Origin of the sequence: Geobacillus thermodenitrificans subsp. thermodenitrificans DSM 465 (assembly GCF_000496575.1) — a bacterium.
Classification (GTDB): Bacteria; Bacillota; Bacilli; order Bacillales; family Anoxybacillaceae; genus Geobacillus; species Geobacillus thermodenitrificans.
In genome coordinates, this window is sequence record NZ_AYKT01000005.1 from 1 (window position 1) to 25,812 (window position 25,812).

The following is a 25,812-nucleotide window of genomic DNA, read 5'->3' on the forward strand; positions in this document are numbered from 1 at the left end:
TTTGTTTATTTTCCCTTGCGACAATTCATATTTTATATGAACCTTTTAAGAAAGTCAATAGTTTTTTATATTTTTTTGCGTAAAAAAACGGAAATCCATTGCTTTTCCACTGCCAGCTACATAGTCACTGCTTTTTAGAAAACTATTAACAACGCGGCGATTATGCAGCACCATGGAAAAGGAGGCGATTTTGTGACACTCATTCCGCCGGCGCGGCGCAAACAGGCTTATTTTTCTTAGCTTGCCATCCCCATATTCATTTATGCCCCCACTGATCGTCGTCGTTTTCCCTAGTTCGGCAATTTAAGGCAACATCGTTATATCACGGACTTTTATTTTAATCTTTTGGGAGCTGTTTATAGAAAAGCACACGTATATTATACTCGCTTCTTGGTGATTTTGAAAAGTCAAAAGCGCTGCTTGATGAGCGATGACTCATGCTTTATGTCGCGATCGACATATACGGCTTTTTGGACAGCTGCCGCAGTTCAGTGGATTTGAATCAGCTGGATTGACTCGTTGACCGAGCAGATGCGCCGATTGGGGAGGCGCTCCCTTAACAGGGAAACGGATGAGCGATTCCGACGCATGAACACTCATTGAAACACCCGTGGGGAGTCCCTCCCACGGGTTTCGTTTGCTTCTCAATACACATCCCGCCGCGTAAAAACAACAAAAGCCACGATGAGAGCGACGAGTCCCCAAACGGCCAACACCGCCATTGAAAAGCCGAGCGTCATTCCTTCCACCGGTGGCGTCGTTCCTTTAATATAGTCGGTGAGACGCAAATTGACCATAAACAAATATTTTGCCGAATGCCATGACGACACCATATTGGACAAAATGGCACCAGAAATTAACGACGCCAACATAATCCCCATTACCGCCGCTGTGCTCCGCAAGAGCACGGAAAGCATAAATGTCAACGTGCCGACAACAACGCTGACAAATGTTGCCAAACCAAGCTCCATAAGCACGTATTCCCATTGAGGAATCATATGGACGTTCGTTGTATTAAGATCCTCCCCTTGAGGTACAAATCCGGTCAATAGCGGCAGACGAAAGCCGCCGTACCCGAACACAAGGCCGGAAATAACATATGACAACACCGCAGTCGTTAGCATAATAAACGATACAGACAACAAGAGAGCAATATATTTGCTTAGCAACACTTTCCATCGCTTCACCGGCCGGACGAGCAGCAGTTTGATCGTTCCGGTGCTCGCCTCTGATGACACAAGATCAGCCGCCACCACCATCACTAACAGCGGCAAAAACAAATCGATTGCGTTTTCGATAAAAACGCGCATAAACGTCGGCGCGCCGGGAGCGGACGGGTTAATGTCATGCTCTAAGTAATATTGTTGTTGTTGAAGGCGGATTTGCAAATATTTGCGCCACTCTTCTGACATGCTTGGTGACTGGAGACGGTTTTGCAAGTCGACGATTTGCTGCTGCAGCTGCGTCCGCCAATCAGTCGTGCCAAGCCGCTTCTTCAATTCTTCTGTCTCCCGGTATTGGGCGTATGTAAATAGAGCAACAAGCACCGCAACAATGGCGGCGATCACCCATAACCGCTTTTTGCGGACGATTTTCAGCATTTCATTGTACACAAGCTTAATCAATCGTTTCGCCCCCTGTCAGCTCGATAAACAAATCTTCGAGCGTTGGCAGCCGTGGTTCAATTTGAGCGACCGCCACGCCGGCGCGAATGAGTTTAGTGTTCCAAGCAGCAAGCTTGGCCGGCTCATACGGCGTGACGATGATCTCCTCGTTTGCTCTTAGCACTTCCGTTTCCTCGGCCAACAGCGCCCGCGCTTTGTCAACAGGGTCAGCTTTCCAAACGACACGCGCCTGTTCTTTTAACAGCCGCTCGACCGTATCGACAGCTAAAAGCCGCCCTTTCGCCATAATGGCAACGCGGTCGCACATGAGCTGAATTTCACTTAACAAGTGCGACGATACGAGAACGCTCAGTCCTTCCGTTTCCGCCAAAAAGCGGATGAAGGCTCGCATTTCACGAATGCCGGCCGGATCAAGGCCGTTCGTCGGCTCATCCAAAATGAGCACCTTCGGTTTCCCGAGCAGCGCCTGGGCAATGCCAAGCCGCTGCCGCATGCCGAGCGAATACGTGCTCACCCGGTCATGAATGCGCTGTTCAAGGCCGACGAGCTTCGTCACTTCCATGATCCGCTCCTCACCCACTTCGGGCATCATGCGGGCGAAATGTTCAAGGTTTTCCCAACCTGTTAAATACGGATACATTTCTGGATTTTCGACAATACAGCCGATATGACGGATCGCTTCGGTGAACCGGTGATGGAGATCATACCCGCAAATCGCCACCGTTCCCGACGTCGGACGAATAAGTCCGACAAGCATGCGGATTGTCGTCGTTTTGCCTGCGCCGTTCGGTCCTAAAAATCCGAACACTTCCCCTTCGCGCAATTCAAACGAAATCCCTTTAATAATTTCTTTGCCACGAATCGTTTTCCGCAGCTCTTTAACTGCTAACGTTACCTGTTTCGTCACTGGCGATCCTCCTCCGTCAACGTAATGAGCGAGGCGACGCGCTCCCCGATCCGCTTGTACCCTTCCTTATTCGGATGGAAATGATCGCTATACAAATAGTCGTTGACATGCAAGGCAAATAAGTCAAACGTCGGCACAGCGACGATATTCGGATAGTGGGCCGCCACTTCGGCTGATGCAAAATTCCAATCGCGAACAATGGCCGACGTTCGTTTGGCATCATCTAAATCGCTAAACGGATTGTACAGGCCGATCGCAAAAATGACCGCTTCGCTGTTCAAGCGGCGAAGCAAGGCAAAAATGCGGTCAAGGTTCGCAATATACTGCCGTTTCGCCTCATCGAGCTCTTTCACATTCCACTCAAGCACCTCTCCCCCCTGAAACAAATCGTTGCCGCCGATCGTCATCACAATCAGATCGGCCATGGCGATTTGCCGCTGAATCTCAGACTGGCCAAGCTGACGGAGCAGTCCGTCGGAGCGCAAGCCGCGGATCGCCAAATTGGTGACGCGAATCGGTTCATCTGTCTGTTGGCGAAGCTCATCGACCATATAGCCGATATACCCTTTGCCACTTTCATCGCCCGTTCCCCGCGTCAGCGAGTCGCCTAAGGCGACAATGTCAATCTCCCCATCGCGCTTCTTTGCTTCGTTGGCTGATGGCCGCTTTTGTTCGACCGAGGGTTTGGCAGCCGTAAACAACTGGTCTTGCACCACTAAGGCAAGGCCGCCGAGCCAAAGCAGCGCAGACAGCGCGGCAACCATCATTAAAAGCGATACAATGTTGCGTCGCATGCCAATCACCTCACTTCCGCATTATTCCCTCTTGCGTTTGGTCTCGACTTGTCTCGTCATCATTTGTTTCGTCCAAGCGGCGCTGTTTGATTCGCCAATGTTTCGGATTCCAATACTTTCTCAACTTCGCGGCTGCTTCCTTTCCAACCAACACAGCCCCTATCCAGAACATGATTTCCGCCGCCACAATGGCACCGGTAGCGACCAACGTTTTGCCCGCCGCAGAAAGCGGCAAAAACGGAGCAAGAGGTGGAATGATCCACACAACAAACGACGCAATGATAAGCCCGATGCCAATCCGGTACATGACAGGCCGCCTCTGCTTCATCCTTTCGTGCCCCTCCATTCCATTTATGGTCGACCACTTATTTTCACCCTAACATACGTATCACAATTTTATCATAGTTCCGAAAGAAGACTCCCGCTTCAAGCATGTGAAGAGCACATCTTGGCAATCAGCAGAGAGAAGCGGTTGGCATCAGCCAAAACACGTATGAGCATCAATATGTATACCATTTGTTACGGACAGGCTATACGACTGCATAGAGAACCTCCCATACAAAAAACGACGCAAAGCCTTCCATATGTAAACGCCATCCTACAAAAAAGAAGCCTAGCCGAATCAGCTAGGACAAATGATTATCGTTGTTTCCGCCAATAATCGATGATCCCCATCGCACACACTTGTAAATCGAGCTCGATCACCTTGTAAACCGGTGATGAAGCCGGGATGCTGCACTCGTTAAGAAACGCCGTAATGTCGTTATGCAGCAGTTTCGTGACCGCTTTCGCCTGTTCAGCCGCCGGCGCCTCAGGATGACGGGCGATTACTTCTTTTCCGGCCGCAACAAACTTCGGCAGCCAAAAACGAAGCTGGCGGAATGCCTCCTCCGGTTGATCGAGCGCACCAAAATGACCAAAATAGATGCGCGTCGGGTTCAACTTCTCGAGCCGCTCCGCCGACTGTTTCATCGCTTCGGGGTTAAACTGGTTCGGAGAGGTCGACGGCAGGCAAAACGCGAGCCCCGCTTCTTGCAACTGCGGATAAAAAACACCGATCGTATCACCGGTAAACACTCCACCGCTGTATGAATCATAAATGGAAAAATGATGGTTGGCATGCCCGGGCGTATCGTAAAACGTGAGCGTCCGTTCCGCACTCAGCACAAGCGTCTCCCCATCCTCTTTTACGAGCAGCCGCTCTTCCGGAACCGGAACAATCGGATCAAAGAGTGCGTCAAACTGCTCCCCGTATACCGCCTTCGCTCCGGCGATCAGACGCGACGGATCAGCCAAATGCCGCTTTCCTTTCGGATGGACGATGACCGTAGCGTTTGGGCAATGTTCAAGCAACACCCTAACACCGCCGGCATGGTCCAAATGAATATGGGTAACAATGATATAGCGAATATCAGCCGGATCAATATGAAGCGCTTTCAATCCAGCGAGCAAATGCGGCACCGACGGGCTTGGACCCGTTTCAATAATCGCTAAGTTTTCTTCATGAAGCACGTATGTACCGGTGCGCTGCGGCATACGCAAGTCGTATAAATCGATGAGCGACATACGATGTCCAAGACTAATTGGCTGTGTCATTGTTCTCCTCCCCTCACATGTCATATGCAGAATATTCTAACATAAAGATTGATTTCACGCTACTAATGACCCTAACACAAACCAACCAACAATTTCACTTTTCATAAATGAAAAGAGCCCCAAGTCACCTTTTGACTTGGAGCTCCTTTCACTTATTCTAAATTACTATGCCGTTGAAATGCTTTCTGGTGTTCAACTTGTTGATTATTCGCATATTGCAAGCAGATGGCATCTAAAATCAGGTGCGTACATTGATCAAATAAGGAACCTAGCGGTTGTTTACTTTGCGTCTCATGACCACGCCGGTATTTGGTGGCCGCCGGAATATGAACGGTAAGAGAAGCGATATTCGCCAAAGCGGACGATAAATCCGTAGTGACGGCAATCACCTCACATCCAAGTTGTTTCGCCTTTTCTGCAATCCACACCGTCTGTTTTGTCACTCCCGAGCCCGAGATAGCAATTAACGTATCTCCGCTTTGCAGTGAAGGAGTGACCGTTTCTCCCACAGCATAGACCGTTGCGCCGAGATGCATCAGCCGCATAGCAAACGCCTTTCCCATGAATCCGGAACGCCCCTCGCCAGCCACAAAAATCCGCTTCGCTTTCGCCAGACGCATCGCTACACACTCAATGCTCATATGGTCAAATTCGGCAAATACTTGTTCTATTTCTGAAAAAATGACTTCAATTGGATGCATCATCGATCCCCCTATTTCGAACCAATTGTCTCAATTCTCTCGCCGCCCGTTCCGGATGCTCCGCCCGCGTGATGGCCGAACCGATAATCACAATCGAGGGGTGAAGCGGTTGAATTTGTTTCATTGTAGCAGCTGAAATTCCTCCAGCAACCGCTAGATTGCAACCAGTTGGGCGATGAAAATGTGCGAAATTGAAGTTTTTGTGCTGCTGTGCAAACTCCTGTTCATCCTTGCTGACATGGATGCAAAAAATCGCTTCCTTATACTGCAATAGTTGCTGCCTCACCGACTCGTTTGTATTTAATAAATCGATCATGACTTTTTTTCCGCGGATGCTAGCCTCCTTCAAACACGCTTCCACCGTCATTAGCGGTGCAACGCCCATGACTGTCATCACGCCCGCCCCCGCCTCGAAACATAGGTTGCATTCATACACAGCGTTATCCATCGTTTTCGTATCCGCGACAATCATTTTGCTAGGGAACGCACGCTTTATCGCTTCAATACTTTTGATGCCAAACTCTTTAATCAACGAGGTTCCTACTTCAATCCAATCAATATACTCCTCAACTTGTTGAGTGATTTGAATTGCTTGATTGATATCCATTCGATCAAGCGCAAGCTGAATATACATCTTCCACTCTCCATTCATCCTGTAAGTTAGCCATCAGCTTTTTTCGTTCCCGAAGACTCACGAACGATTAACTGACAGAAAAACGTATATAATTGCGCCTCGTCACATTCATTATGAATTTGTTTCCATAACAATTCGGCCGCTTTTTTGCCCATTTCATATGCCGGCTGGGCAATGGTGGTGATCGTTGGAGTTGAAATAGCGGCAAATGGAATATTATCAAAAACAACGACCGCTAAGTCTTCGGGAACGCGGATCCGATTCTGCTTAATAAACGCCATCACTTCAAAGAAGGATAAATCATTTCCTGCTAATAAAGCGGTTGGCTTTTGCGGCAGGGAGAACATCTCCTCTAATCGCGATGTAAGACGATGAATTTCATCAGAAATCATATATTCTGGTCTGATCTCAATTCCATGATCAATTAATGCCTGTTTATAGCCACTCATCCGCTCAATGCGTGGAGAGACGGTTAAAGGTGGGGTTACGATTCCAATGCGTGTATGCCCTTGTTCAATAAGATGAGATACCGCTTCATATGCCGCTCCCTTGTTATTCACTACGATCGTATGGACATTGATCCCATCAACTTTCCGGTCCATAAAGACCACAGGATAGTTTTCCCGTTCCATTTGTTGATAAAGCTCGATATTGCCTCCAGTCGGAACAATGACTAACCCATCTACTTGACGCGCACGCAACACTTCAATATACTTTCTCTCTTTGGCAGGGTCATCATCTGCATTACAGATGATCGCCTGCATATCATGTTCATGACAATAATCTTCAATGGCTCGGCTAAACTCCGTTGACACCCGATGCATAATATTGGCGATAATAATCCCGATCATAGATGTCCGTTTTTGTTTTAAACTTCGGGCAACATAGTTTGGGCGATAACCAAGTTTTTCAATGGCCGCTTTAATCCGTTCCCTCGTTTCATCGCCCATATGTTCATACCGTTGATTTAAAAATTGCGATACTGTGCTTTTCGATACTCCTGCCTCTTTTGCAACATCAGCCAATGTGACCTTTTTCACTTGCCTCATCCTTTGTTATCCATGAATTGGTTTTGTCATCCCTTTTATTTTAGCAAGAATAACAAAGTCTCCCCAAATTCGGAGCTATTTGGCTGCCCTATTGGTTGATGAGCGTTTGGCATTCCTTACCTTTTCCACAAATTTGCTAGCTGTCTTTTTTAATTGAATGAATCCTTCATCCGTCATTTCTTTACGCGGATCAAAAAGCGAGTGGCCTAATCCGACCGCAACAGCCCCCGCCGAAATGTAAGATCCGGCATTTTCCAAGTTGATTCCCCCTGTTGCTACGAATGGAATATGTGGAAGCGGACTGGAAACCGCCCGAAAATACATTGGTCCAAGAACATGGGCTGGAAAAATTTTCACCATATCCGCTCCGTTCTCATAGGCCATGACGATTTCTGTTGGTGTCATCGCCCCTGGCATGCATAATCCACCATATCGCTTGACAGTACGGATCATTTCGATATTGACCGTCGGTGAAACGACAAACTGCGCCCCAGAGAGCATAGCCGCTCTAGCTGTCTCGGCATCCAAGACCGTGCCAGCCCCTACCGTTAAATGATCAGGAAACTCCGTACGCAATGTTTCGATCATTTTTAAGGCACCAGGAGTTTCCATCGTTACCTCCAATATGGTGATTCCTGCCTCTTGTAACACCTCGGCAACCGGCATCATCATATGTGGCTGAATATGGCGAAGAATAGCAATAATCCCGATTTTTTCAATTTCAAAATAAACCGACATACTTTCTCTCCTTTACAACAGCTACAGCCAGCCGACTAGTGAATGCCTGACTGCCGGCTGTAGCGAAAATGAACGTACTCCTCATGATACGTTAACTATGCAAGAACCTGTTATCTATAGTATAATATTTAGTTGCCAATGCTTTTTTGTGCTTGATGGGCAACCCACTCATCAGGCACCTTTTTTTGTTTATTGCCCCCTTTAACAGCAATGATGGTTAACCATGATGCAAGAAGCAATGAAGCTGCCATAAAAATATACGATGCTCCAAATCCGCCAGTAACTCCGTTTAAATAACCAACAACATACGACCCTGCAAATGACCCAAGCGCTCCCATGCTGTTAATTAACGCCATCGCGCCACCGGCGACATTCCGAGGCAAAATCTCGGGAATGATCGCAAAAAATGGTCCGTACGGTGCATACATAGCCGCTCCTGCAACGACCAACAGGATGAATGAAATCCAAAAATGGTTCGTCCCGATGGCATACGAAGCGTAAAACGCAATGGCACCAATTAATAAAGAGGGCCATACAAATCCTGAACGATTTAATGTTTTATCAGAGAAGTAAGAAGAAACAATCATAAAAATAACCGCAAAGATGTAAGGCACTGATGACAGCCACCCTGTTGTAACAATATCCATATGCGGCGCCGCTTTAATAATGGATGGCAACCACATCACAAACCCATATACTCCAATACTCCACAACGCATATTGCAAACTTAATAGAATGACAATTTTGGACCGAAATGCTTCACGATAATTTTTCACCGGTTTTAATCCTCGTTGCTCCTGTTCTAGCTGCTTCTGCAATTGCTCTTTCTCTTCTCCTGTCAACCATTTGGCCATCTTCGGTTCATCTTCAACCAACTTCCACCAAATAAATGCCCATATGATAGCAGGAACTCCTTCAATAACAAACATCCATCTCCAACCGAATGATTCAATCAAATAGCCTGATACAATGGACATCCATAATACCGTCACTGGGTTGCCAAGAATTAAAAACGTATTTGCCCGAGATCTCTCTTCTTTCGTAAACCAATGGCTTAAAAAGACAAGCATCGCAGGCATGACAGCGCTTTCGACAACCCCTAATAAAAAGCGAATTACCATCAACCAATGAATATTGCTGACTAACCCCGTCGCACTCGCCAGCCCGCCCCAAAGAATTAACGACCAGAAAATCAATTTCTTCGCACTCTTCTTTTCTGCGTAATGGGCGCCTGGTATCTGAAATAAAAAATATCCAAGGAAAAACAGCGACCCTAACAAAGACGAGGTGGCAGCGGAAATGTTTAAGTCTTCGGCCAAACCTCCTGCTGCGCCAAATCCGTAATTCGCCCGATCAAGATAAGCCAAACTATACGTAATAAATACGACCGGAATCAGACGGTACCACCGCGATTTCGCCAATGTCCCTTTCACGCTAGGCCCTCCTCCCGAATGTTGATAAACTGTTCCAACTGTTGTCGAGTTGGATATCCATCACTGTCCCCTTCTGACTGAACGGCTAACGCCCCGATGGCATTCCCCCGCAAAACCGCTTCGCGTATCGGAAGCCCTTCAAGCAAGCCACTAATGACGCCAACAGCAAAACCATCCCCCGCTCCAACGGTATCGACGACTTTCAAAACCGAAAAACTTGGAACATATCCTTCATCATTGGCGCATTTATAGAAAGCACCTTTGTCCCCAAGCTTAACGACAACGAGCCGCACTCCTTTTTCTAAGTAAAAGTCGGCAATGTCTCTTGGGTCGGCACATCCCGTCAATAGCTCCCCCTCATGCACCCCCGGCAAGAAGCAATCGCTTTCCAACGCCACCTCATTAATCACACGGATCATCTCTTCCCTTGATTTCCATAAAGAAGGACGCAAGTTCGGATCAAACGATATCGTTTTCCCCTCTTTCCGCATGAACGATTGAACATGCTTAGCGAACTCTCTCATTGAATCGGAAATAGCCAATGGAATTCCAGTCATGTGCAAATGTCTCGCTGTCCGAAAATATGCTTCATTGAAATCACCTATATGCATATAGCTGGCCGCAGATCCCTTCCGAAAATATTGCACCTCCGGGTCGCCCTCTGACATTTTCGATTTCAGCTGAAAACCGGTCGGATGCTCCGGATCGATTGCTACTTGTTCAATATCGACTCCTTCACTTTGCAACTGTTCGATAATATAGGCGCCAAAGGCGTCATTCCCAACTTTACTTACCCATCCGCTTTTTAAACCTAATCGGGCAAAACCAATGGCCGTATTCACTTCCGCCCCGGCCAGCGCTTTATGAAAACAACGCACACGGTGCAGCGGCCCTATTTCGGTCGCAATAAACATCACCATCGCTTCTCCGAATGTCACAACATCCATTCGCAGACTCCCCTCTTTCTACGGTGCTTGAAGCAAACGAATGTAATATGGTATGAACTCAACATCATTGATCGGAAATTCTAGTGCAATCGGCAAGTCAGTCGAAAATGCCCTTAAAATCGCCTTCCATTCTTTCGAGTTTTCTTCTGTTAACGGAACCGTTTTCAATCTCCCATCATACTTTTCCACATGTTTCAGATGGACGTAACGGATAAAGGGATGAAAATGGCTTAGGGCAACCGCTGCACTTTCTCCGCAATATTTCCAATTTCCAATATCGAACGTCATATAAACAGGCAGTTGATACTCATGAATGTCGTTGAAAAACCGGTATAAAGAGGAAATGGTCCCCCCATTAGGGGTTTGATCATTTTCGATGAACAGTTGCAACTGTTCCTTGATTTCTTCTAACAATGTCTTTAAATCGTCCATCTCGCAAAGAAGGGGATCGTAACAGCCTAACGGTACTTTTAACATCACCGCTCCTAACTCTTTTGCTTCCTGGATGACAAGATGAAGTTCTTCATTTAACCGCCCGTTTGCCGCCCAAAGAGGACTGGGAGAAGAGTAAACAAGAAACATCCCCATTTCGTCAGCAATCGTTTTCAAATGCCCAAGCGGATGATCGTGAACCGTTAACAGCTCCCTCCGAATCTCTACTCCAGAAACTCCCGTCCCGTACATTTTTTGAATAAAAAACCGTTGCCCTTTTTCTCGCACTTCGTTTCTATCCAAAGCATTGAGCGGGATCACAACATTTCTCATATTCACATCACCCCCTTTATTATTCGTTTTGTAAAACGTTTTAGTAAATCGTTTTACAAGAAGCATTTTATCACTCACTGAATTATATGTCAATCATTTTATAATATTCAGACTTATATCTGCCCAAAAAACGAAATGGGAGCGAGACGATCCCTGCACCAATCAACCGATCGCTGCTCCCACCAGCATTTTTCATTATTCATGCCATACCATGACCTATGATCCATAACAATCATCTGACTCAAACTGTTACTACTTACGCTTTCTTGAACGCTTATGACACCATCTCCCCGCTGGCCACTTTCCCTTTCCGCCCGTTTTTTATTGCCATCCATACCGCGGTGGCCCAACCAATAACGATAAGCCCATAAACGGTCGGATATACTGGCGCCGGCACCTCCCAAGCGTGAAGGAGTGTGCGGGCATTCGTCAAAATAATTAATCCGCCAACGAGCACTCCGAGCAAATGGGACGGCAGTTTGCGCACAAGCCAGGCGGCAATCGGAGCAGCGACAATCCCGCCAGCCATGAGCGTCAGCACCCAATACCAGTTCACTTGCTCCCAACCAAGGGAGATTGCAAAGCCCAATGTCGCTGATAATGCGATGGCAAATTCGGACGTATCGACTGTGCCGATGACTTTGCGCGCTTCCGTGCTTTTATTCGCCAACAAGATTGGTGTCGCGATCGGCCCCCAACCCCCGCCGCCGGTGGCATCAAGAAAACCAGCCGTCAATCCGAGCGGAATAAGCTGCTTATTTGACCATTGCTTCTTCGATTTGGATGACGAACGGCCGTTTAAAAACAAAAAGCGATAAATAATATAAAAGCCAAGCGCCAATAAAAACAACGAAATGTACGGTTTGATCAAATCCCCCGGCAAATTGCTTAAAAAGCACGCTCCTACAAACGCGCCGACCGATCCAGGAATGATCAGCTTAACTACCATATCGCGGTCGATGTTGCCAAATTTCCAATGAGACACACCAGACGCCGCAGTCGTCACGACTTCCGCCAGATGAACGGACGCTGAGGCAACGGCCGGAGCAATGCCGAACGTCAATAAGAGCGTCGTTGACGTGACGCCGTACGCCATCCCGAGCGATCCGTCAATGAGCTGAGCGATGAAGCCAACGAACACAAAAACGATGAGTTTTTTCATCCGTCTCCCTCCGTTTGCATGATTTGGCATGAGTAACTTATGCATTTAATTTAATTCCAACTATACATAGTTGTCAACTATGAATTTTTTAAAAAAATAAAAAGGACGCCCTGAACAAAGCAGAGCACCCTTTGTTCCATTAGAACTTCCCTTGATATTGCTCGATTTCCCACGCATGAACCGCCGTGCAGTAGCTGTTCCATTCGTCTTTTTTCATCGCCACGTATTCATTGAATACGTGCTCGCCAAGCGTTGCGCGGCCGATTTCTCCACCTTCGAATGCCGCAATGGCAGCACCTAAGTTTTCCGGCAAGTTATCAATGCCAAGTTTGGCACGGCGGTCTTCTGACATATGGAAAATGTCTTCATCAACTGCAGCCGGCGGCGTTAGGCCTTTTTCCACACCATCCAAACCAGCTGCAGCAATGATGGCGTACGCCAAGTACGGGTTGGCCGACGGGTCTGGGCAGCGCAGCTCGACACGCGTTGCCATACCGCGTTTCGCCGGAATGCGGATGAGCGCGGAGCGGTTCGAAGCAGACCACGCGATGTAGCAAGGCGCTTCGTAACCTGGCACAAGCCGTTTATACGAATTGACGAGCGGATTCGTCACCACCGCGAAATGTTTGACATGATGCAGCAACCCCGCGATAAACTGGTACGCTGTTTCCGAGAGCTGGTTAGCATCATTCGGATCAAAGAACGCGTTTTCGCCGTCTTTAAAGAGCGACATATTCACATGCATCCCTGAACCGTTAATACCAAAAACCGGTTTCGGCATGAACGTCGCATGAAGACCGAATTTGCCGGCGATCGTTTTGACGACCCATTTGTATGTCGTCGCATTGTCTGCCGCGCCGAGCGCGTCTGCGTATTTGAAGTTGATCTCATGCTGACCTTCCGCCACTTCATGGTGCGATGCTTCGATCGTAAACCCCATCGCTTTGAGGGCGCGGTAAATTTCAAGACGGACGCGTTCCCCTAAGTCTTTCGGGGACGGCTCAAAATAGCCGCCGTTATCATGGAGCTCAAGCGTCGGATTGCCATTTTCATCCGCTTTAAACAGGAAAAATTCGAGTTCCGGACCGACTGAGATCGCGTATCCTTTTTCTGCTGCCCGCTCAACTGTTTTTTTCAACACGTTGCGCGGATCACCTTCAAACGGCGTGCCGTCAGGGTTAGCCACCGAGCAGAGGAAGCGTGCTTCCGCATAACCTTCCTCGACCGTCCACGGCAACACCGCAAACGTATTTAAATCCGGAACAAGGTACAAGTCAGAACGATTGATCGGCGAGAACCCTTTGATCGACGAACCATCAAACATGATTTTCCCCGCAACGACATCATCGAGCTGTTCAACCGTCACCGTCACATGTTTTAAAATTCCTTCAATGTCAACGAACTGCAAATGGAGAAGCTCAACGCTTTTTTGTTTGATCGTTTCTTTAATTTGTTCTAACAGGGGCGCTTGGGTAGAGGAAACGAACGATTTCAACATGTTACATTACCTCACATTCACACGTTTATTTTCCTAACATGTTTTTATTATAGAAAAAGATCGATCATTTGGCAACCTTTTTTCGAAAATTTTTCTGCATTTTTATAATGTTTTTTGCAATCGGTTTCAAAAAGAGGGTGAAAAAACGAATGTTTATGCAAAAAGGAACGGCTTGGGAAATGATTATCTCTCCCAAGCCGTTCTTAGTCATTCGCTATCCATGTTACATTTTCTCCGCACATTGCCATAATCCGAACGGAATCAGCGGAAAACCGCTCGATAAACGTATGCGCCCCTCATAAGCGGTTGCCAGCATCCCGCCCATCTTCATCATTTTAGCGCAGGAGGCCCCGGTGCAACGAATGAGAAGGGCGGAGCCCAATGAGTAACTAGGGGAAGAAGGCGCCTTCCCCCTCTCTCTTCTAATAGGCTATTCACAAACCAATACTCGATATCGTTTGCCGCCATCTTCTCACTCTTTTTTGTTTACATAATGTTAATTATGAAAACTCAAAGAATGAAACAAAAACAATGGAAGCCCTTCCTCTCATCCATCCTTGCCGCTCCGAAGCGGCGCCAGTGTGAATTTGTCAGCGATTGGCGGCAACAAAACGCCGTGCCAGCTGCACTCGCAATGCAACGGCACGGCGTTGACGATTCCTTGATGAGCGAATGATGTTCTTTCTATCATACCCGTTTGACAATGAGAAGTCAAGTAAATCACTATGATGTTGGCTTCCATTTAATGCTGCAGCCGATGCTCGGCTTTTGGTTTTCCGGCACGGGACGACCCGCCAGCAAGGCATCAAGCGCTGCGCGAATCGACTCCCCGGTCACTGGAATGCCGTTGTTTGGACGTGAATCATCGAGCTGGCCACGATAGACGCATTTCAGTTCACGGTCAAAAATGTAAAAGTCCGGGGTGCAAGCGGCATCATATGCCTTCGCCACTTCCTGCGTCTCATCGTATAAGTATGGAAACGGATAGTTGAACTCTTCGGCCACTTTTTTCATGTTTTCGGGTGAGTCTTCCGGATATTGTTCGGCGTCATTGGCGTTGATCGCGACAAATGACACCCCTTTTGGCATGTAATCGTTCGCTAAACGGACGAGCTCGTGCTGTACATGCTTCACAAACGGACAATGGTTGCAAATAAACATAATGACAGTCGCCACGTCAGATTTCACGTCATCAAGGCGAACGAGTCGGCCATCGACGGCATTCGTCAAGGCAAACGACGGGGCCTGTTTGCCAAGCGGAAACATATTCGATTCGACAGCTGGCATCATGAACACCCTTTCTCCCGTTTTTTCTTCCTCATTATACCAAAGAGCGAACACCCCGACAAATATGCCGCCCAAACCGAACCGAAAAGCATGGCATATGATGACACATAGGCGAATGGAAAGGAGGCTTGCATGCATTGATTTACATGAACAAGCGGATGACCCCGCGCGTATACAGCGCGACTCCTCCTCCATCCTCACACGTCGTGTTCTATCACCGCCGAACCGCCGCAGACGAACTGCTCGACCAGCAAAAACAGTTATTTGAACAGTTGGCGGAAACACTCGCTCGGATCGAGCAAACGGTGGAAGAAGGGCAGCTGAAACAGGCGCAACAGTACGAACAGACGGCTGGCACCTTGGCTCACCTCGAACAATCGCTCATCAATGGACAGGCGGAACAGAATGAGCTTGGTGGTCAGCTCGTCCGGTCGCTCGCTGATCTCAAGCAGACGATGGCAGCGGGGCAGACGGAGCAAACAAGGCTCTATCAGGAGCTTGCCGGAACGCTTGCTCTCCTCTTGCAATCCGTTGAAACCGGACAAGAACAGCAGACACAGCAAAACGAACGATGGACGGAAGCGCTCACCCGCATCGAACAGCGGTTCGCTGTCGGACAGACAGAGCAAGCCGAACTCACCGACATGCTCGCTCGCCTTGAGCAATCGCTCATCGCTCAACAGCAAATAGAAAACGAACAACAGCATAAATGGGAAGAGCAGTTCGCGAAAGAAGAAACAGCACGCCAATCGGTCATTGAAGCGTTGACAGTACAAAGCGAAACGTTGCGCCAGCTTGAACAGCGAACAGCTGAGCGGGAACAGCTGACCGAAGCGATGACTAGCCGCCTTGAAGAGCAAGAAAAACTGTACCAACAGCTCATTGATCAGCTCGAGTTGCAGCAAGTCTTTCATCAGACGGTGATCGAACGGCTCGAAGCGCAAGAGGCGTCACAATACAAAATCACCCGCCAGCTCGACAGCTTAAAAGAAGCGCTATACGAACGGTGTTCATTTATCGTTGACAGCGTTAAACAACTCTTTCATTCCTTCTTCCCCGGACGCGCACGCCATCAAAAAACGAATCGTCAAACGGCCGAACAGAAAGAATCCGTTCACCTTTAGACTCTTCCCCATTTGACTTCACGACCGATCGCCGACAACTAAGCTCCCTTGGAAACTCTTGACGAATCCGCCACCTTGAAACGGCGGATGATTTTTTGCCCGCTGCAACGTCGGGCAAATCAATAGACAAAACGAAGACTAACCAAGCATAATAAGAACTAACCATTTTTCACCTTGAACAAAGAGGAGGAACGAACATGCCGTTGCAACTCAGCGTCCTTGACCAATCGCCAATCGCTGAAGGCATGACAGCAGAAGAGGCGCTTGCAAACACCGTCCGACTCGCACAATTTGTCGAAGAGCTCGGCTATAAGCGGTTTTGGGTATCGGAACATCATGATACAACCAGCCTTGCTGGCTCGTCTCCGGAAGTGCTGCTCGGTCATATCGGGGCGAAAACGTCGCGCATTCGCATCGGCTCCGGCGGCGTCATGCTGCCGCATTACAGCCCTTATAAAATCGCGGAAAACTTTCATGTACTTGCCGGACTCCATCCCGGCCGCGTCGACTTAGGCATTGGACGGGCGCCCGGCGGCATGCCGCGGGCGACGATCGCGCTGCAAGGCGACAGACGCCGACCGGTCGACCGTTATCCGGAACAAATCGATGATTTGCTCAGCTACTTGTATGACACCCTTCCACCGGTGCATCCGCTTTACGGAGTGAAAGCGACGCCGATCGTCCAATCGCCACCTGATGTATGGCTGCTCGGTTCAAGCTCAGAAACGGCTAAGTTGGCCGCGGCTAAAGGATTGCCATATGCGTTCGCCCAATTTATTAACGGTGAAGGCGGCGAACAATATATGCGCTCGTATCGCGAGCGGTTTGTTCCGTCACCGTATTTAGCCGAGCCGCGCGCGATGGTCGCCGTGTTTGCGATTTGCGCCGAGACAGATGAAAAGGCAGAGTGGATTGCCGGGAGTCTAGACTTAACGTTGCTCATGCTCGAGCAAGGGATGGCGGTGAACGGTACGCCAAGCCCAGAAAAAGCTGCGGCGTACTCATACAGTCCGTATGAACGCAAACGGGTCGCGGACAACCGGAGACGAATGATCGTCGGCAGTCCAGCGCGCGTCAAAGACGAATTATACCGGTTAAGCGAAGCGTATGAAACAGAAGAGATCATGCTCGTCACGATTACATACGATTTTCATGACAAGCTCACCTCTTTTCGGCTGATCGCTGAGGCGGTATGGGGGTGAAACGAATGCGAATCCTTTCGATTAACATCGGAAAGCCAAAAACAGTGGAGGTCAATGGCGAGCGGCTAGTGACCGGCATTTACAAAACACCAGTCGCCGGATCGGTCGCTGTCGGCAAACAAAACGTAGCCAGGGACGGGCAAGCGGATCTTATCCATCACGGCGGGGAAGACAAAGCCATTTGTGCCTATCCATCAGAACATTTTGCCTATTGGGAACAGAAATATGCCCGTCCGTTTCCCCCAAGCTCGTTTGGAGAAAACTGGACGCTCTCTGGACTGACCGAAGAAAATGCATGCCTTGGCGACATTTATGCCGCCGGCACGGCGCTCGTGCAAGTGTCGCAGCCGCGCCAACCATGTTCAAAACTCGCACTTCGCCACCGGCTTCCGGATTTGCCGAAAGCCGTCTGTCAAACGGGAAAAAGCGGATTTTATTTTCGGGTGCTGAAAGAGGGCATCGTCGATCCGGATGCACCGCTTATCCTCATTGAACGTGGCGCTGGGGAGTTATCGATCGCCTATATGAATCACATTTACTATCATGAGCGGGACAATATCGCAGCCCTAGAACAAATCGCCCATCACCCAGCCCTATCAACGAGCTGGCGCGAAGCGTTTCTTCACCGCCTCACCAATCAGAGGAAACGATAAACCATTAAGATAACATCGTTCACCTGTTTAGCGCAACTGGCGAAATATCACCAATCACAACACAGGCGCCCCTATTGGAACGGCACTCCTGCTTGCTTTGCAAGACTCCGTTTGCCTGTCGGGGCGCCTTTTACACTTTGTCCTATGCTTGCTGTGTGCCGCGTTCCCAATAGCGGCGGTACAAATGGAAGTAAAATCCTTTCGTCGCTAGCAATTCATCGTGTGTTCCTTGTTCGATCACTTTCCCCTCGTTAAGCACGAGAATGCGGTCAGCATGTTGGATCGTGTTCAGCCGATGGGCGATGACAAAACACGTCCGACCGTCCATCAGCCGTGTGAGCGCTTCTTGAATGCGCACTTCTGTCACCGTATCGATATTGCTTGTCGCTTCATCCAAAATCAATACTGCCGGGTCGGCGATCATCGCTCGAGCGATGGCCAACAGCTGCCGCTGACCTTGGCTGATTCCTCCGCCGCCCGGTGTCAAGATGGTGTCATAGCCATTCGGCAGCTTCATAATAAAAGAATGGGCGTTTGCCTTCCGCGCCGCTTCCTCCACTTCTTCATCCGTCGCCTCAAGCCGCCCGTAGCGAATGTTGTCACGAATCGTTCCCTCAAACAAAAACGTATCCTGAAGCACGAACGCCATATGCCGCCGCAAGCTTGCCCGCTTGATCGTGCGGCTGTCACGGCCATCGATGAAAATAGCCCCCTCATCCGGATCGTAAAAGCGAGTCAATAGTTGGAGCACAGTCGTTTTGCCCGCTCCGGTCGGGCCAACGAGCGCAACCGTTTCTCCCGGGGAGACGGAAAATGTCACACCGACAAGCGCCGGGTGCTGCTTGTTATATGAAAAAACGACATCGCGAAACTCGATGCGCCCATTGATCCGATCGATCGCTTCTGCTTCCTGTTCATCTTCCGCTTCGCGTGGTGTATCAAAAATTTCCAACACCCGCTCCGCACCGGCTAATGCCGACAGCAGCGTATTCCATTGGTTGGCCAAGTCATTGAGCGGACGGGTAAATTGACGGGCGTATTCGACAAATACGACGATCGTTCCGACTGACACCGCCCCTTTCGCCGCGAGCCATCCGCCGATGCCGGCAATAAGCGCGAAACTCAAGTTGTTTAAAAAGTTCATCAACTTCGGAATGAAGCCCGAATACGTCTGTGCCCAAAACCCAGCTTGTTTCAACTCGGCATTTTTACGTGCCAATTCGGCTTCCATCCGCTTTTCTTGAGAGAACAGTTTCACGACTTTTTGTCCAGAAATGACCTCTTCAATAAAGCCATTCATCTCGCCAAGGGCGCGCTGCTGTTCACGGAAGCGCGCTTGCGTCCGACGCGTAATCCAGCGCATCCCGGCGTACATGAGCGGCACAACGACGAGCGTTACGACCGTCAATATTATGCTAAGCGAAATCATCACCGCCATAGCGCCGAGCAGCGTCAACGTACTTGCGATCACTTGGGTCACTGTGCTGTTAAAGGTCTGACTCATGTTATCGATGTCGTTTGTAATCCGGCTCATCAATTCGCCTTGCTGGCGGCGGTCAAAAAAGGAAATCGGCAGCTCATGAAAATGGCGAAACAGCTGTTCTCTAATCGCGTGCACCGTCCGTTGGGCGACGTCGACCATCCAATAGTTTTGCAAAAACGTCGCTGCGCCAAGGGCGGCATAAATCGACAGCAGAAAAACAAGCGTCGCGATGAAACCGTCCGTCTTCCGCTCGACAATATACAGATCGACTGCCCGGCCGATCACATACGGGCCGGCAAGCGCCAGCGCCGAGCTGGTGACGACCATCGTCACCGCCGCGAGCAGCTTTCGCTTTTGCGGGGCGATAAACGTCCAAAGCCGCCGCAGTGTGCCAACGCTGTTTTTGGCCCGCTGCCCCGTCCCAAGGCGGGCTCCGTGATGGCTATGCCGTAGTGACATTGCTTTGTCCCTTCTTTCCTTCCTGCGTAGCGACAATCCGTCGGTATCGTTCGCTTGTCGCCAGCAACTGTTCATGACTTCCTTGGGCGATTAAGCGCCCGTCTTCTAAAAGCAAAATCGTATCGGCCGCCATCGCTGTACTCACTTTTTGTGTCACCATCACCGTCGTACACGCATATCGCCGCAAGGCAGCGAGCAACTTCGCTTCCGTCGCCGCGTCGAGCGCGCTCGTGCTGTCATCCAAAAGCAAAATGCTTGGATCGCCGACTAACGCGCGGGCGATCGACAGCCGTTGCTTTTGCCCGCCCGATAAATTGACGCCTTTTTGACCGACTACAGCGTCATACCCGTCCGGAAACTGAGCGATCGTTTCATGGATTTGCGCATCGGTGGCCGCTTGCATCATCTCTTCTGCCGTCGCCGACGTGTGGCCGAACCGTAGGTTATCGGCGATCGTGCCAGAGAACAACAGCACCTCCTGAGGGACGAAACGGACGGCCGTCCGCAACTGCTTAGCTGAGAATTCACGCACATCGATGCCATCAATCAACACCCGTCCAGCGCTCGGTTCATACAAGCGGGGGATCAGCTGAAGAAGCGTCGATTTCCCGGATCCGGTCATTCCTAAAATCGCCGCCGTCTCTTGTGGGCGGATGACAAACGATACGTCGGAAAGAGCATCATGCTTGCTGTTCGGATAACGGAACGACACGCGCTCAAACCGAATTTCGCCGCGCCGGATCGTCAGCCCATCCGTCTCGCTCGCTTCGGTTTGTTCTGTCGGCGCATCAAGCAGTTCGGCAAGGCGGGCGGCCGAGGCGCGCGCCCGCGACAACGCCATCGTAATGAACGTAAACAGCGATAACGCCGCCGTCGCCCGCGTCGCATAATTGACAACGGCAACGACTTCCCCGGCGCTGGCCGTCCCGCTCTCAATATCGAGGCGTCCAAAAAACAGAATCGCGACGATGGCTGCGTTCATGACAAACAATAATACCGGCGCGATCGTCTCAACGAGGCGGAGCACGCTCATCGTCTGCCGCATAAGTGCATCGTTTGCTGCAGTAAACCGCTCCTGCTCATATCCTCCCCGCATCCACGCCTTAATGAGACGCATGCCGGCCAAATTTTCACGCATCACGCCATTGACACGGTCCAATGCCCGTTGAACGGCGGAAAACGATGACACCGCCTTTTTCATCACCCATAATAAAAAAGCGGCTGAAAGCGGAACAGCCACTGCCAAAATAAGAGCTAGACGGGAATGGACGACAAACGCCATGGCAACGCCAAAGACGACGAGAAGCGGTGCACGCAAAGCGATACGCAAGCTCATAAACAGCATGTTTTGCACTTGCGTTACATCGTTCGTCATCCGGGTAATGAGTGAAGCCGCCGACAGCTGTTCAATGCGCGCTAACGAAAATGACTGGATTTTGGCAAATAACGTTGTGCGCAGCATAAAGCCGTACTCCTGCCCAACGTAAGCAGCGGCAAACGAATTGGCAATGCCGGCGACAAACGCCAACAGCGAAGCGCCAAGCATGACGGCGCCCCACGTAAAAATGGCGGTAACATCCCGTTTCATCACACCATCATCAATGATTTTCCCCATTAATAGCGGCTGCCAAAGTTCAATCGTCAGCTCTGTCAACATGAACAGCCAAGCTAAAGCCATCCACTTCCGATACGGCCGCAAATAAAGAAGCACTCGCCGCACGTTGCGCCCCTCCCCTCTCCTGTTCCAGCCAAAGTGCCGAGCCGCCCTTTACCTTCATTTCTAGTTTTATTCTAAACTCGAACCATTTCTTTGACAATGATGACGCCTTGAGAACTTATTTGCGATGTGAACAAAAAAACCCCGAACAGCCGATCATGGCCGCTCGGGGTCTCGCAGCGTCAACATTCACGCTGCCAGTCGACAGTTGACCCAACGGCAGTTGCAAAACAGCCGGGGCTCACTTTTTATAATCCCGTTCCCAACGGGGCCGGTTTACGATCGGCATTGTTGCCATGCCGAATAGAGCTCCTCTTGGCCGATAGAATCCGGGGAGCGCAACGGAGGGAGCGATAGCAGTTCCTGTTCATCAGCAACGATTGGCAATAGCCGGTCAAGCTTGGCAATTAGCAAAATCTTTTTTAGCACAGCATTATCCCGGACGATCATGGCCATCGCACGGTTGGCGCTGACCACTTGTTTGAAAAAGCGGACAAGAAACGCCAATCCGGTGCTATCCAAAAATTGGAGGCCGCTTACATCGATCACAACAAGGCGACGCTTGACGGCGGCTGCTGCAACCAACAGCTTTTGTTCCGCAGCCAGCTGCGTATCATAAGCGAGCCGCCCGGTCAGCTTAATGCACTCGTACGCAGGTTCTGTAATCATTTCCAGTTCAAACGACAACCAATGCTGTTTCATCATATCCCCCTATCATTGACCAACCCTGCTCCGCCCCTGCCGCCTATGTTCATCGAGAAGCTGGACTAAAACGGTCTTTGTTGCGCTCTTTGCATTTTCATCACCAGCGTCCGCCGTCCATCCGCCCGCTCCACTACAGCCGTCATATCCATAATTTCATGAATCAGCAATAGCCCGCGACCTGATTCAGCTAGGAGCACATCGGAAAGCGTTTTTCTACCAAGCTGTTTGAACATTTCCTTTGGGATACCGTCACCGTCATCCTCGACCGCCACCGTCACTTCATCATCTGTAATGGAAAAAAACAATAAAATCGTCCCCTCGTTCAGTCCTAACCGCCGAACGGCTTTCACCGCATTAACAATCGCCTCATGCACAGCCAGCACAAACAATTCGGCATCGCGGACAGCAAATAAACAGGCGGTTTGCTCTGCGATCAGATCGCAAAATGCAATCGCCTCCTCGCTCGCCTTACAGCGCACCACCCACTCAGCCACCAAGTGAGCTCTCGCCTACCCATGGACTGTAATTGACAGCAAACAAACGTCATCAGTCGGCCTGGCGAGCGAAGGACTTTGGCTGATTAATTGTTCTAGGAAACCTTTATCCGGCAAATGACGGTACATTTGCGTGCATGTCCGAATTTTTTCAATGCTTTGCAAAATCGATGGATCCATTTCCTCTAAAATGCCGTCCGTATATAGAAGCAGGCGGGCTCGCCTATTGTAATCGATCACCCCTTTTTCAAACGGCAAAGAAAACGGGCTGCCGATCGCCAAGCCGCCTTTATCCAACTCATGCACACTCCCATCCTCAAAGACAAGCAGCCCGGCGGGATGGCCGGCATTCGTGTATTCAATTTTGCGCTCTTTTGTATCAATAACTAAATAAATCATCGAAAATAAATAACGCATGTCATTCGTCTCGTCCGGGAATAAGTTTTGCACATGCTTCTCCAGCTCACTTGCCACGGAAACGGGATCAATAACTCGCACAATCAACCCACGTAAAAGCGAGCGGAGCAGCATGCTCACTAAAGCCGAGGAAATGCCATGACCCATTACGTCGATGACGATCACCCCATAGCGGTATAAATCGATTTGGTAGCAGGCATAAATATCACCGGACAAATCATCGGACGGAATATAGACCGCTTCCATCGTTACTTCCTTATTTTGGATGAGCGGTGTCAACAAATTGTGCTGAATTTTTTTCGCCAGCTCGACTTGGCGCCGACGCTCACCCTCCTTTTGTTTTCGCTTGGTGATATCTTCTGCAAGAACAACATATCCGCTTGAACTTGGCACCGGAATGATCGTATAGGCGATATAGACCGGCGTACCGTCTTCGCGTTGTACAATTCCTTCACCGCATTGCCGCCTCTCAGGTGGAAACGGGAGCGGCGTTTGACCGCTGTGGCGGAAAAGCGTCCATATCGGACGTCCGATCGCTTCCTCTTTTCGGTATCCGAACAGCGCTTCGGCACCGTTCCCCCAATCTTGCACCGTCCCGTCCGCTGCCACTGGAACAACGGCAAACGGCGCAGAAGCATAAATGGTGCTCAACACCTCAGCCGACGTCAAAGTGGAGGCAGAGAGCGAGGTCTTTCGTTCAGCAAACTCCCAAACGAGCCATTCCCCTTCGCTCCCCGATAAGGCATAAACGTTCATCCGACTCGCGTACATCTGCCCATCTTTGACTACATGGTGCGCCTCCCCTTGCCAATATCCGTCCTTTTTCACCGCTTGGGCGATATGGTCAAACAAGCCGGCAGATCGTTCTGCCGGAAAAAGAGAGCTGGCCGGCCGCCCGATCAATTCCTCTTTGGCCCATCCGAGCCGCTGTGTCATTCGCTCGCTGACCGCAAGAATGAAAAATCGGCGGTCCGTAATCATCATGCCGCTGCCCAACCGTTCAGCGTCTAGCTGGTCGATCGCCTGTACATTCGCTTTCACCATCGTTCAACCCTTTTTCTTTTAATAGTAAAATCTTTAGTTCCTCAGCCGACACCGGCTTTCCGAAACGAAAGATGCGCCTCGGCGCCGTGCTTCTTCCACCCCGCCTTCGGGATGTATTTTTATCACCATTCCACCCATTTGTTTCGAAATAAAAACAATGCTATTGTTTCATTCGCTCTTTTTCATTCATTTTCCTTCTTTTTTCGCCAAAAACCATCTAGTCCGTTTTTCTTATTTTGCCGGCTGGTTAAACCGCCGACGAATCGCCGCAATGATGAGCAGCAACACCGGAATAATGACTTGGAGCGGAACATGCAAGTAAAAGGTGACGATTTTCAATCCTTCTTGAATATGTTCCGCATAATTGCTGGCAATAACAACGGACAAAATGAGAATAAGCAGACCGAGTGGATAGACGAGCCGCCGGTAGCTCGAAATACCAAACAAGTTGGCCGCCCCAACGATCCCGGCGTAAAAAAAGATAGAGATTTTAAAAAAGCCGCCGGTGATCAAGGTAATCATAAAAAAGACGTCGAGACGCTCTAAAAAATCAGCTACTTGCACGCGACGGATCGTATCCAAAAGCGGAAACGACGAGCGCGATACCGTGTCGGGTCCGAGGATAGCCACATTGATCGCCATAATGAGCGCCAAATTGATCCCGCTCAGCACCATGCCGACCACCCCGGCTCGTCCTACTTTTGTCGGAGTATTGATATAGGGAAACAGCATCGTAAACACGATCATCTCACCAAACGGAACATATAACGTTTCGGTAAACACCGTTTTCCATACCCGCCTCCATCCTTCTTCCAACATCGGCTGCAGTTGGGTCACGTCAACGATCCCAGAAACAAAAACAAGGACAAATCCGATGATTGCCAAAAAGTAAAGCACTATCAAAAACAGTTCACCAGTGCGCGCCAATACTTCAATTCCTTTATAGACGCCATACATCACAGTCACCGCCATAATCGCATTTAACACAAACAACGGCGTCTCCGGATAGGCAAACGTCAACAACAGTTCGCCAAAGTCGCGCAGCACACGGGCGGCAATATAAAGAAAATATGTAATATAGACAATAGCTAGCAGCTTGCCGAGCGGTGCTCCGACAATTTGTGGCAGATAAGCAGTCAGCGGCTGATCGGGATAATACTCAAACAAACGGCGATAAACGAAAAATAACAGCAGTCCGATCGCCAAGCTAAGCAAAATGGAAATCCATACATCTTGCTTGGCGCTCACACCAAGTGGAATGACGACGGCACTGCCGTGCTCGAATAGCACAATTAACACAAATAACTGGCGCACATTGATTTTGCTCGATTCCAATCGTATTCACCGCCTTTGCCTAGTCCACATCCCCACGTGCCGG

General features: G+C 49.6%; 24 protein-coding genes. 3 read left to right on the forward strand and 21 right to left on the reverse strand.

Annotated elements, in window-relative coordinates; genetic code table 11:
• Nucleotides 1-644 precede the first annotated feature (644 nt).
• The 15 genes from DSM465_RS0105160 to DSM465_RS0105235 all read right to left on the reverse strand — a co-directional run bounded on the left by DSM465_RS0105160 (nt 645) and on the right by DSM465_RS0105235 (nt 15,136).
• Nucleotides 645-1,625, reverse strand: coding sequence for an ABC transporter permease subunit (locus DSM465_RS0105160; protein ID WP_011887357.1), 981 nt, complete (start codon nt 1,623-1,625; stop codon nt 645-647).
• A complete protein-coding gene (locus DSM465_RS0105165; RefSeq protein WP_008879212.1) occupies nt 1,618-2,532 on the reverse strand; it encodes an ABC transporter ATP-binding protein in 915 nt (304 codons plus the stop codon). Before DSM465_RS0105165 ends, DSM465_RS0105160 begins: the two co-directional genes overlap by 8 nt.
• Nucleotides 2,529-3,326 carry an SGNH/GDSL hydrolase family protein gene (locus DSM465_RS0105170; RefSeq protein ID WP_029760803.1) on the reverse strand — a complete coding sequence of 266 codons (798 nt, stop codon included), beginning with the start codon at nt 3,324-3,326 and terminating at the stop codon, nt 2,529-2,531. The genes DSM465_RS0105165 and DSM465_RS0105170 overlap by 4 nt, the downstream gene beginning before the upstream one ends.
• Nucleotides 3,327-3,336: 10 nt before the next feature.
• A complete protein-coding gene (locus DSM465_RS0105175) occupies nt 3,337-3,633 on the reverse strand; it encodes a transporter suffix domain-containing protein (protein WP_008879214.1) in 297 nt (98 codons plus the stop codon).
• A 332-nt stretch (nt 3,634-3,965) separates the two neighbouring features.
• Nucleotides 3,966-4,922, reverse strand: coding sequence for an MBL fold metallo-hydrolase (locus DSM465_RS0105180; protein WP_029760804.1), 957 nt, complete (start codon nt 4,920-4,922; stop codon nt 3,966-3,968).
• Between the two features lie 152 nt (nt 4,923-5,074).
• Nucleotides 5,075-5,623: a 6-phospho-3-hexuloisomerase gene (gene hxlB / locus DSM465_RS0105185; RefSeq protein ID WP_008879216.1), complete on the reverse strand. Its 549-nt coding sequence runs from the start codon at nt 5,621-5,623 to the stop codon at nt 5,075-5,077.
• Nucleotides 5,610-6,257: a 3-hexulose-6-phosphate synthase gene (hxlA, locus tag DSM465_RS0105190; RefSeq protein ID WP_029760805.1), complete on the reverse strand. Its 648-nt coding sequence runs from the start codon at nt 6,255-6,257 to the stop codon at nt 5,610-5,612. Before hxlA ends, hxlB begins: the two co-directional genes overlap by 14 nt.
• A gap of 26 nt (nt 6,258-6,283) precedes the next feature.
• The gene (locus DSM465_RS0105195) at nt 6,284-7,297 is read right to left on the reverse strand and encodes a LacI family DNA-binding transcriptional regulator (protein ID WP_008879218.1); all 1,014 of its coding nucleotides are present in this window, start codon (nt 7,295-7,297) and stop codon (nt 6,284-6,286) included.
• Between the two features lie 84 nt (nt 7,298-7,381).
• Nucleotides 7,382-8,044 (reverse strand): bifunctional 4-hydroxy-2-oxoglutarate aldolase/2-dehydro-3-deoxy-phosphogluconate aldolase, encoded by a 663-nt coding sequence (locus tag DSM465_RS0105200; RefSeq protein ID WP_029760807.1) that lies wholly within the window; start codon nt 8,042-8,044, stop codon nt 7,382-7,384.
• A gap of 128 nt (nt 8,045-8,172) precedes the next feature.
• Nucleotides 8,173-9,477, reverse strand: a complete 1,305-nt coding sequence (locus DSM465_RS0105205) for an MFS transporter (RefSeq protein ID WP_029760808.1) — start codon at nt 9,475-9,477, stop codon at nt 8,173-8,175.
• Entirely contained in the window at nt 9,474-10,424 is a 951-nt protein-coding gene (locus DSM465_RS0105210; protein WP_029760809.1) for a sugar kinase, read from the reverse strand. Before DSM465_RS0105210 ends, DSM465_RS0105205 begins: the two co-directional genes overlap by 4 nt.
• Before the next feature lie 18 nt (nt 10,425-10,442).
• Nucleotides 10,443-11,189, reverse strand: coding sequence for a sugar phosphate isomerase/epimerase family protein (locus tag DSM465_RS0105215; protein WP_029760810.1), 747 nt, complete (start codon nt 11,187-11,189; stop codon nt 10,443-10,445).
• Nucleotides 11,190-11,463: 274 nt separating this feature from the next.
• Nucleotides 11,464-12,351, reverse strand: a complete 888-nt coding sequence (locus tag DSM465_RS0105220; RefSeq protein ID WP_029760812.1) for a sulfite exporter TauE/SafE family protein — start codon at nt 12,349-12,351, stop codon at nt 11,464-11,466.
• 139 nt (nt 12,352-12,490) lie between these two features.
• Nucleotides 12,491-13,849, reverse strand: coding sequence for a type I glutamate--ammonia ligase (glnA, locus tag DSM465_RS0105225; RefSeq protein ID WP_008879224.1), 1,359 nt, complete (start codon nt 13,847-13,849; stop codon nt 12,491-12,493).
• 723 nt (nt 13,850-14,572) lie between these two features.
• Nucleotides 14,573-15,136 (reverse strand): thioredoxin family protein, encoded by a 564-nt coding sequence (locus DSM465_RS0105235; RefSeq protein WP_029760814.1) that lies wholly within the window; start codon nt 15,134-15,136, stop codon nt 14,573-14,575.
• A 146-nt stretch (nt 15,137-15,282) separates the two neighbouring features.
• Here DSM465_RS0105235 and DSM465_RS0105240 point away from each other — a divergent pair, with 146 nt between their 5' ends.
• The 3 genes from DSM465_RS0105240 to DSM465_RS0105250 all read left to right on the forward strand — a co-directional run bounded on the left by DSM465_RS0105240 (nt 15,283) and on the right by DSM465_RS0105250 (nt 18,115).
• Entirely contained in the window at nt 15,283-16,260 is a 978-nt protein-coding gene (locus DSM465_RS0105240; RefSeq protein WP_230459254.1) for a coiled-coil domain-containing protein, read from the forward strand.
• 197 nt (nt 16,261-16,457) lie between these two features.
• Nucleotides 16,458-17,462, forward strand: coding sequence for an LLM class flavin-dependent oxidoreductase (locus DSM465_RS0105245; protein WP_029760816.1), 1,005 nt, complete (start codon nt 16,458-16,460; stop codon nt 17,460-17,462).
• A gap of 5 nt (nt 17,463-17,467) precedes the next feature.
• Nucleotides 17,468-18,115 (forward strand): MOSC domain-containing protein, encoded by a 648-nt coding sequence (locus DSM465_RS0105250; protein ID WP_029760817.1) that lies wholly within the window; start codon nt 17,468-17,470, stop codon nt 18,113-18,115.
• A gap of 142 nt (nt 18,116-18,257) precedes the next feature.
• On the opposite strand, the gene DSM465_RS0105255 is transcribed toward DSM465_RS0105250, so the two are convergent.
• The 6 genes from DSM465_RS0105255 to DSM465_RS0105280 form a co-directional block, all read right to left on the reverse strand.
• Complete coding sequence (locus tag DSM465_RS0105255) at nt 18,258-20,057, reverse strand: ABC transporter ATP-binding protein (RefSeq protein WP_029760819.1); 1,800 nt, start codon at nt 20,055-20,057, stop codon at nt 18,258-18,260.
• A complete protein-coding gene (locus DSM465_RS0105260) occupies nt 20,041-21,777 on the reverse strand; it encodes an ABC transporter ATP-binding protein (RefSeq protein WP_029760820.1) in 1,737 nt (578 codons plus the stop codon). Before DSM465_RS0105260 ends, DSM465_RS0105255 begins: the two co-directional genes overlap by 17 nt.
• A gap of 273 nt (nt 21,778-22,050) precedes the next feature.
• Entirely contained in the window at nt 22,051-22,476 is a 426-nt protein-coding gene (locus DSM465_RS0105265; RefSeq protein WP_008879231.1) for an STAS domain-containing protein, read from the reverse strand.
• A 65-nt stretch (nt 22,477-22,541) separates the two neighbouring features.
• Complete coding sequence (locus tag DSM465_RS0105270) at nt 22,542-22,976, reverse strand: ATP-binding protein (RefSeq protein ID WP_011887345.1); 435 nt, start codon at nt 22,974-22,976, stop codon at nt 22,542-22,544.
• Nucleotides 22,977-22,988: 12 nt separating this feature from the next.
• Nucleotides 22,989-24,434: a SpoIIE family protein phosphatase gene (locus DSM465_RS0105275; RefSeq protein WP_029760821.1), complete on the reverse strand. Its 1,446-nt coding sequence runs from the start codon at nt 24,432-24,434 to the stop codon at nt 22,989-22,991.
• A gap of 231 nt (nt 24,435-24,665) precedes the next feature.
• Nucleotides 24,666-25,769, reverse strand: coding sequence for a GerAB/ArcD/ProY family transporter (locus DSM465_RS0105280; RefSeq protein ID WP_029760822.1), 1,104 nt, complete (start codon nt 25,767-25,769; stop codon nt 24,666-24,668).
• Nucleotides 25,770-25,812: the final 43 nt, after the last annotated feature.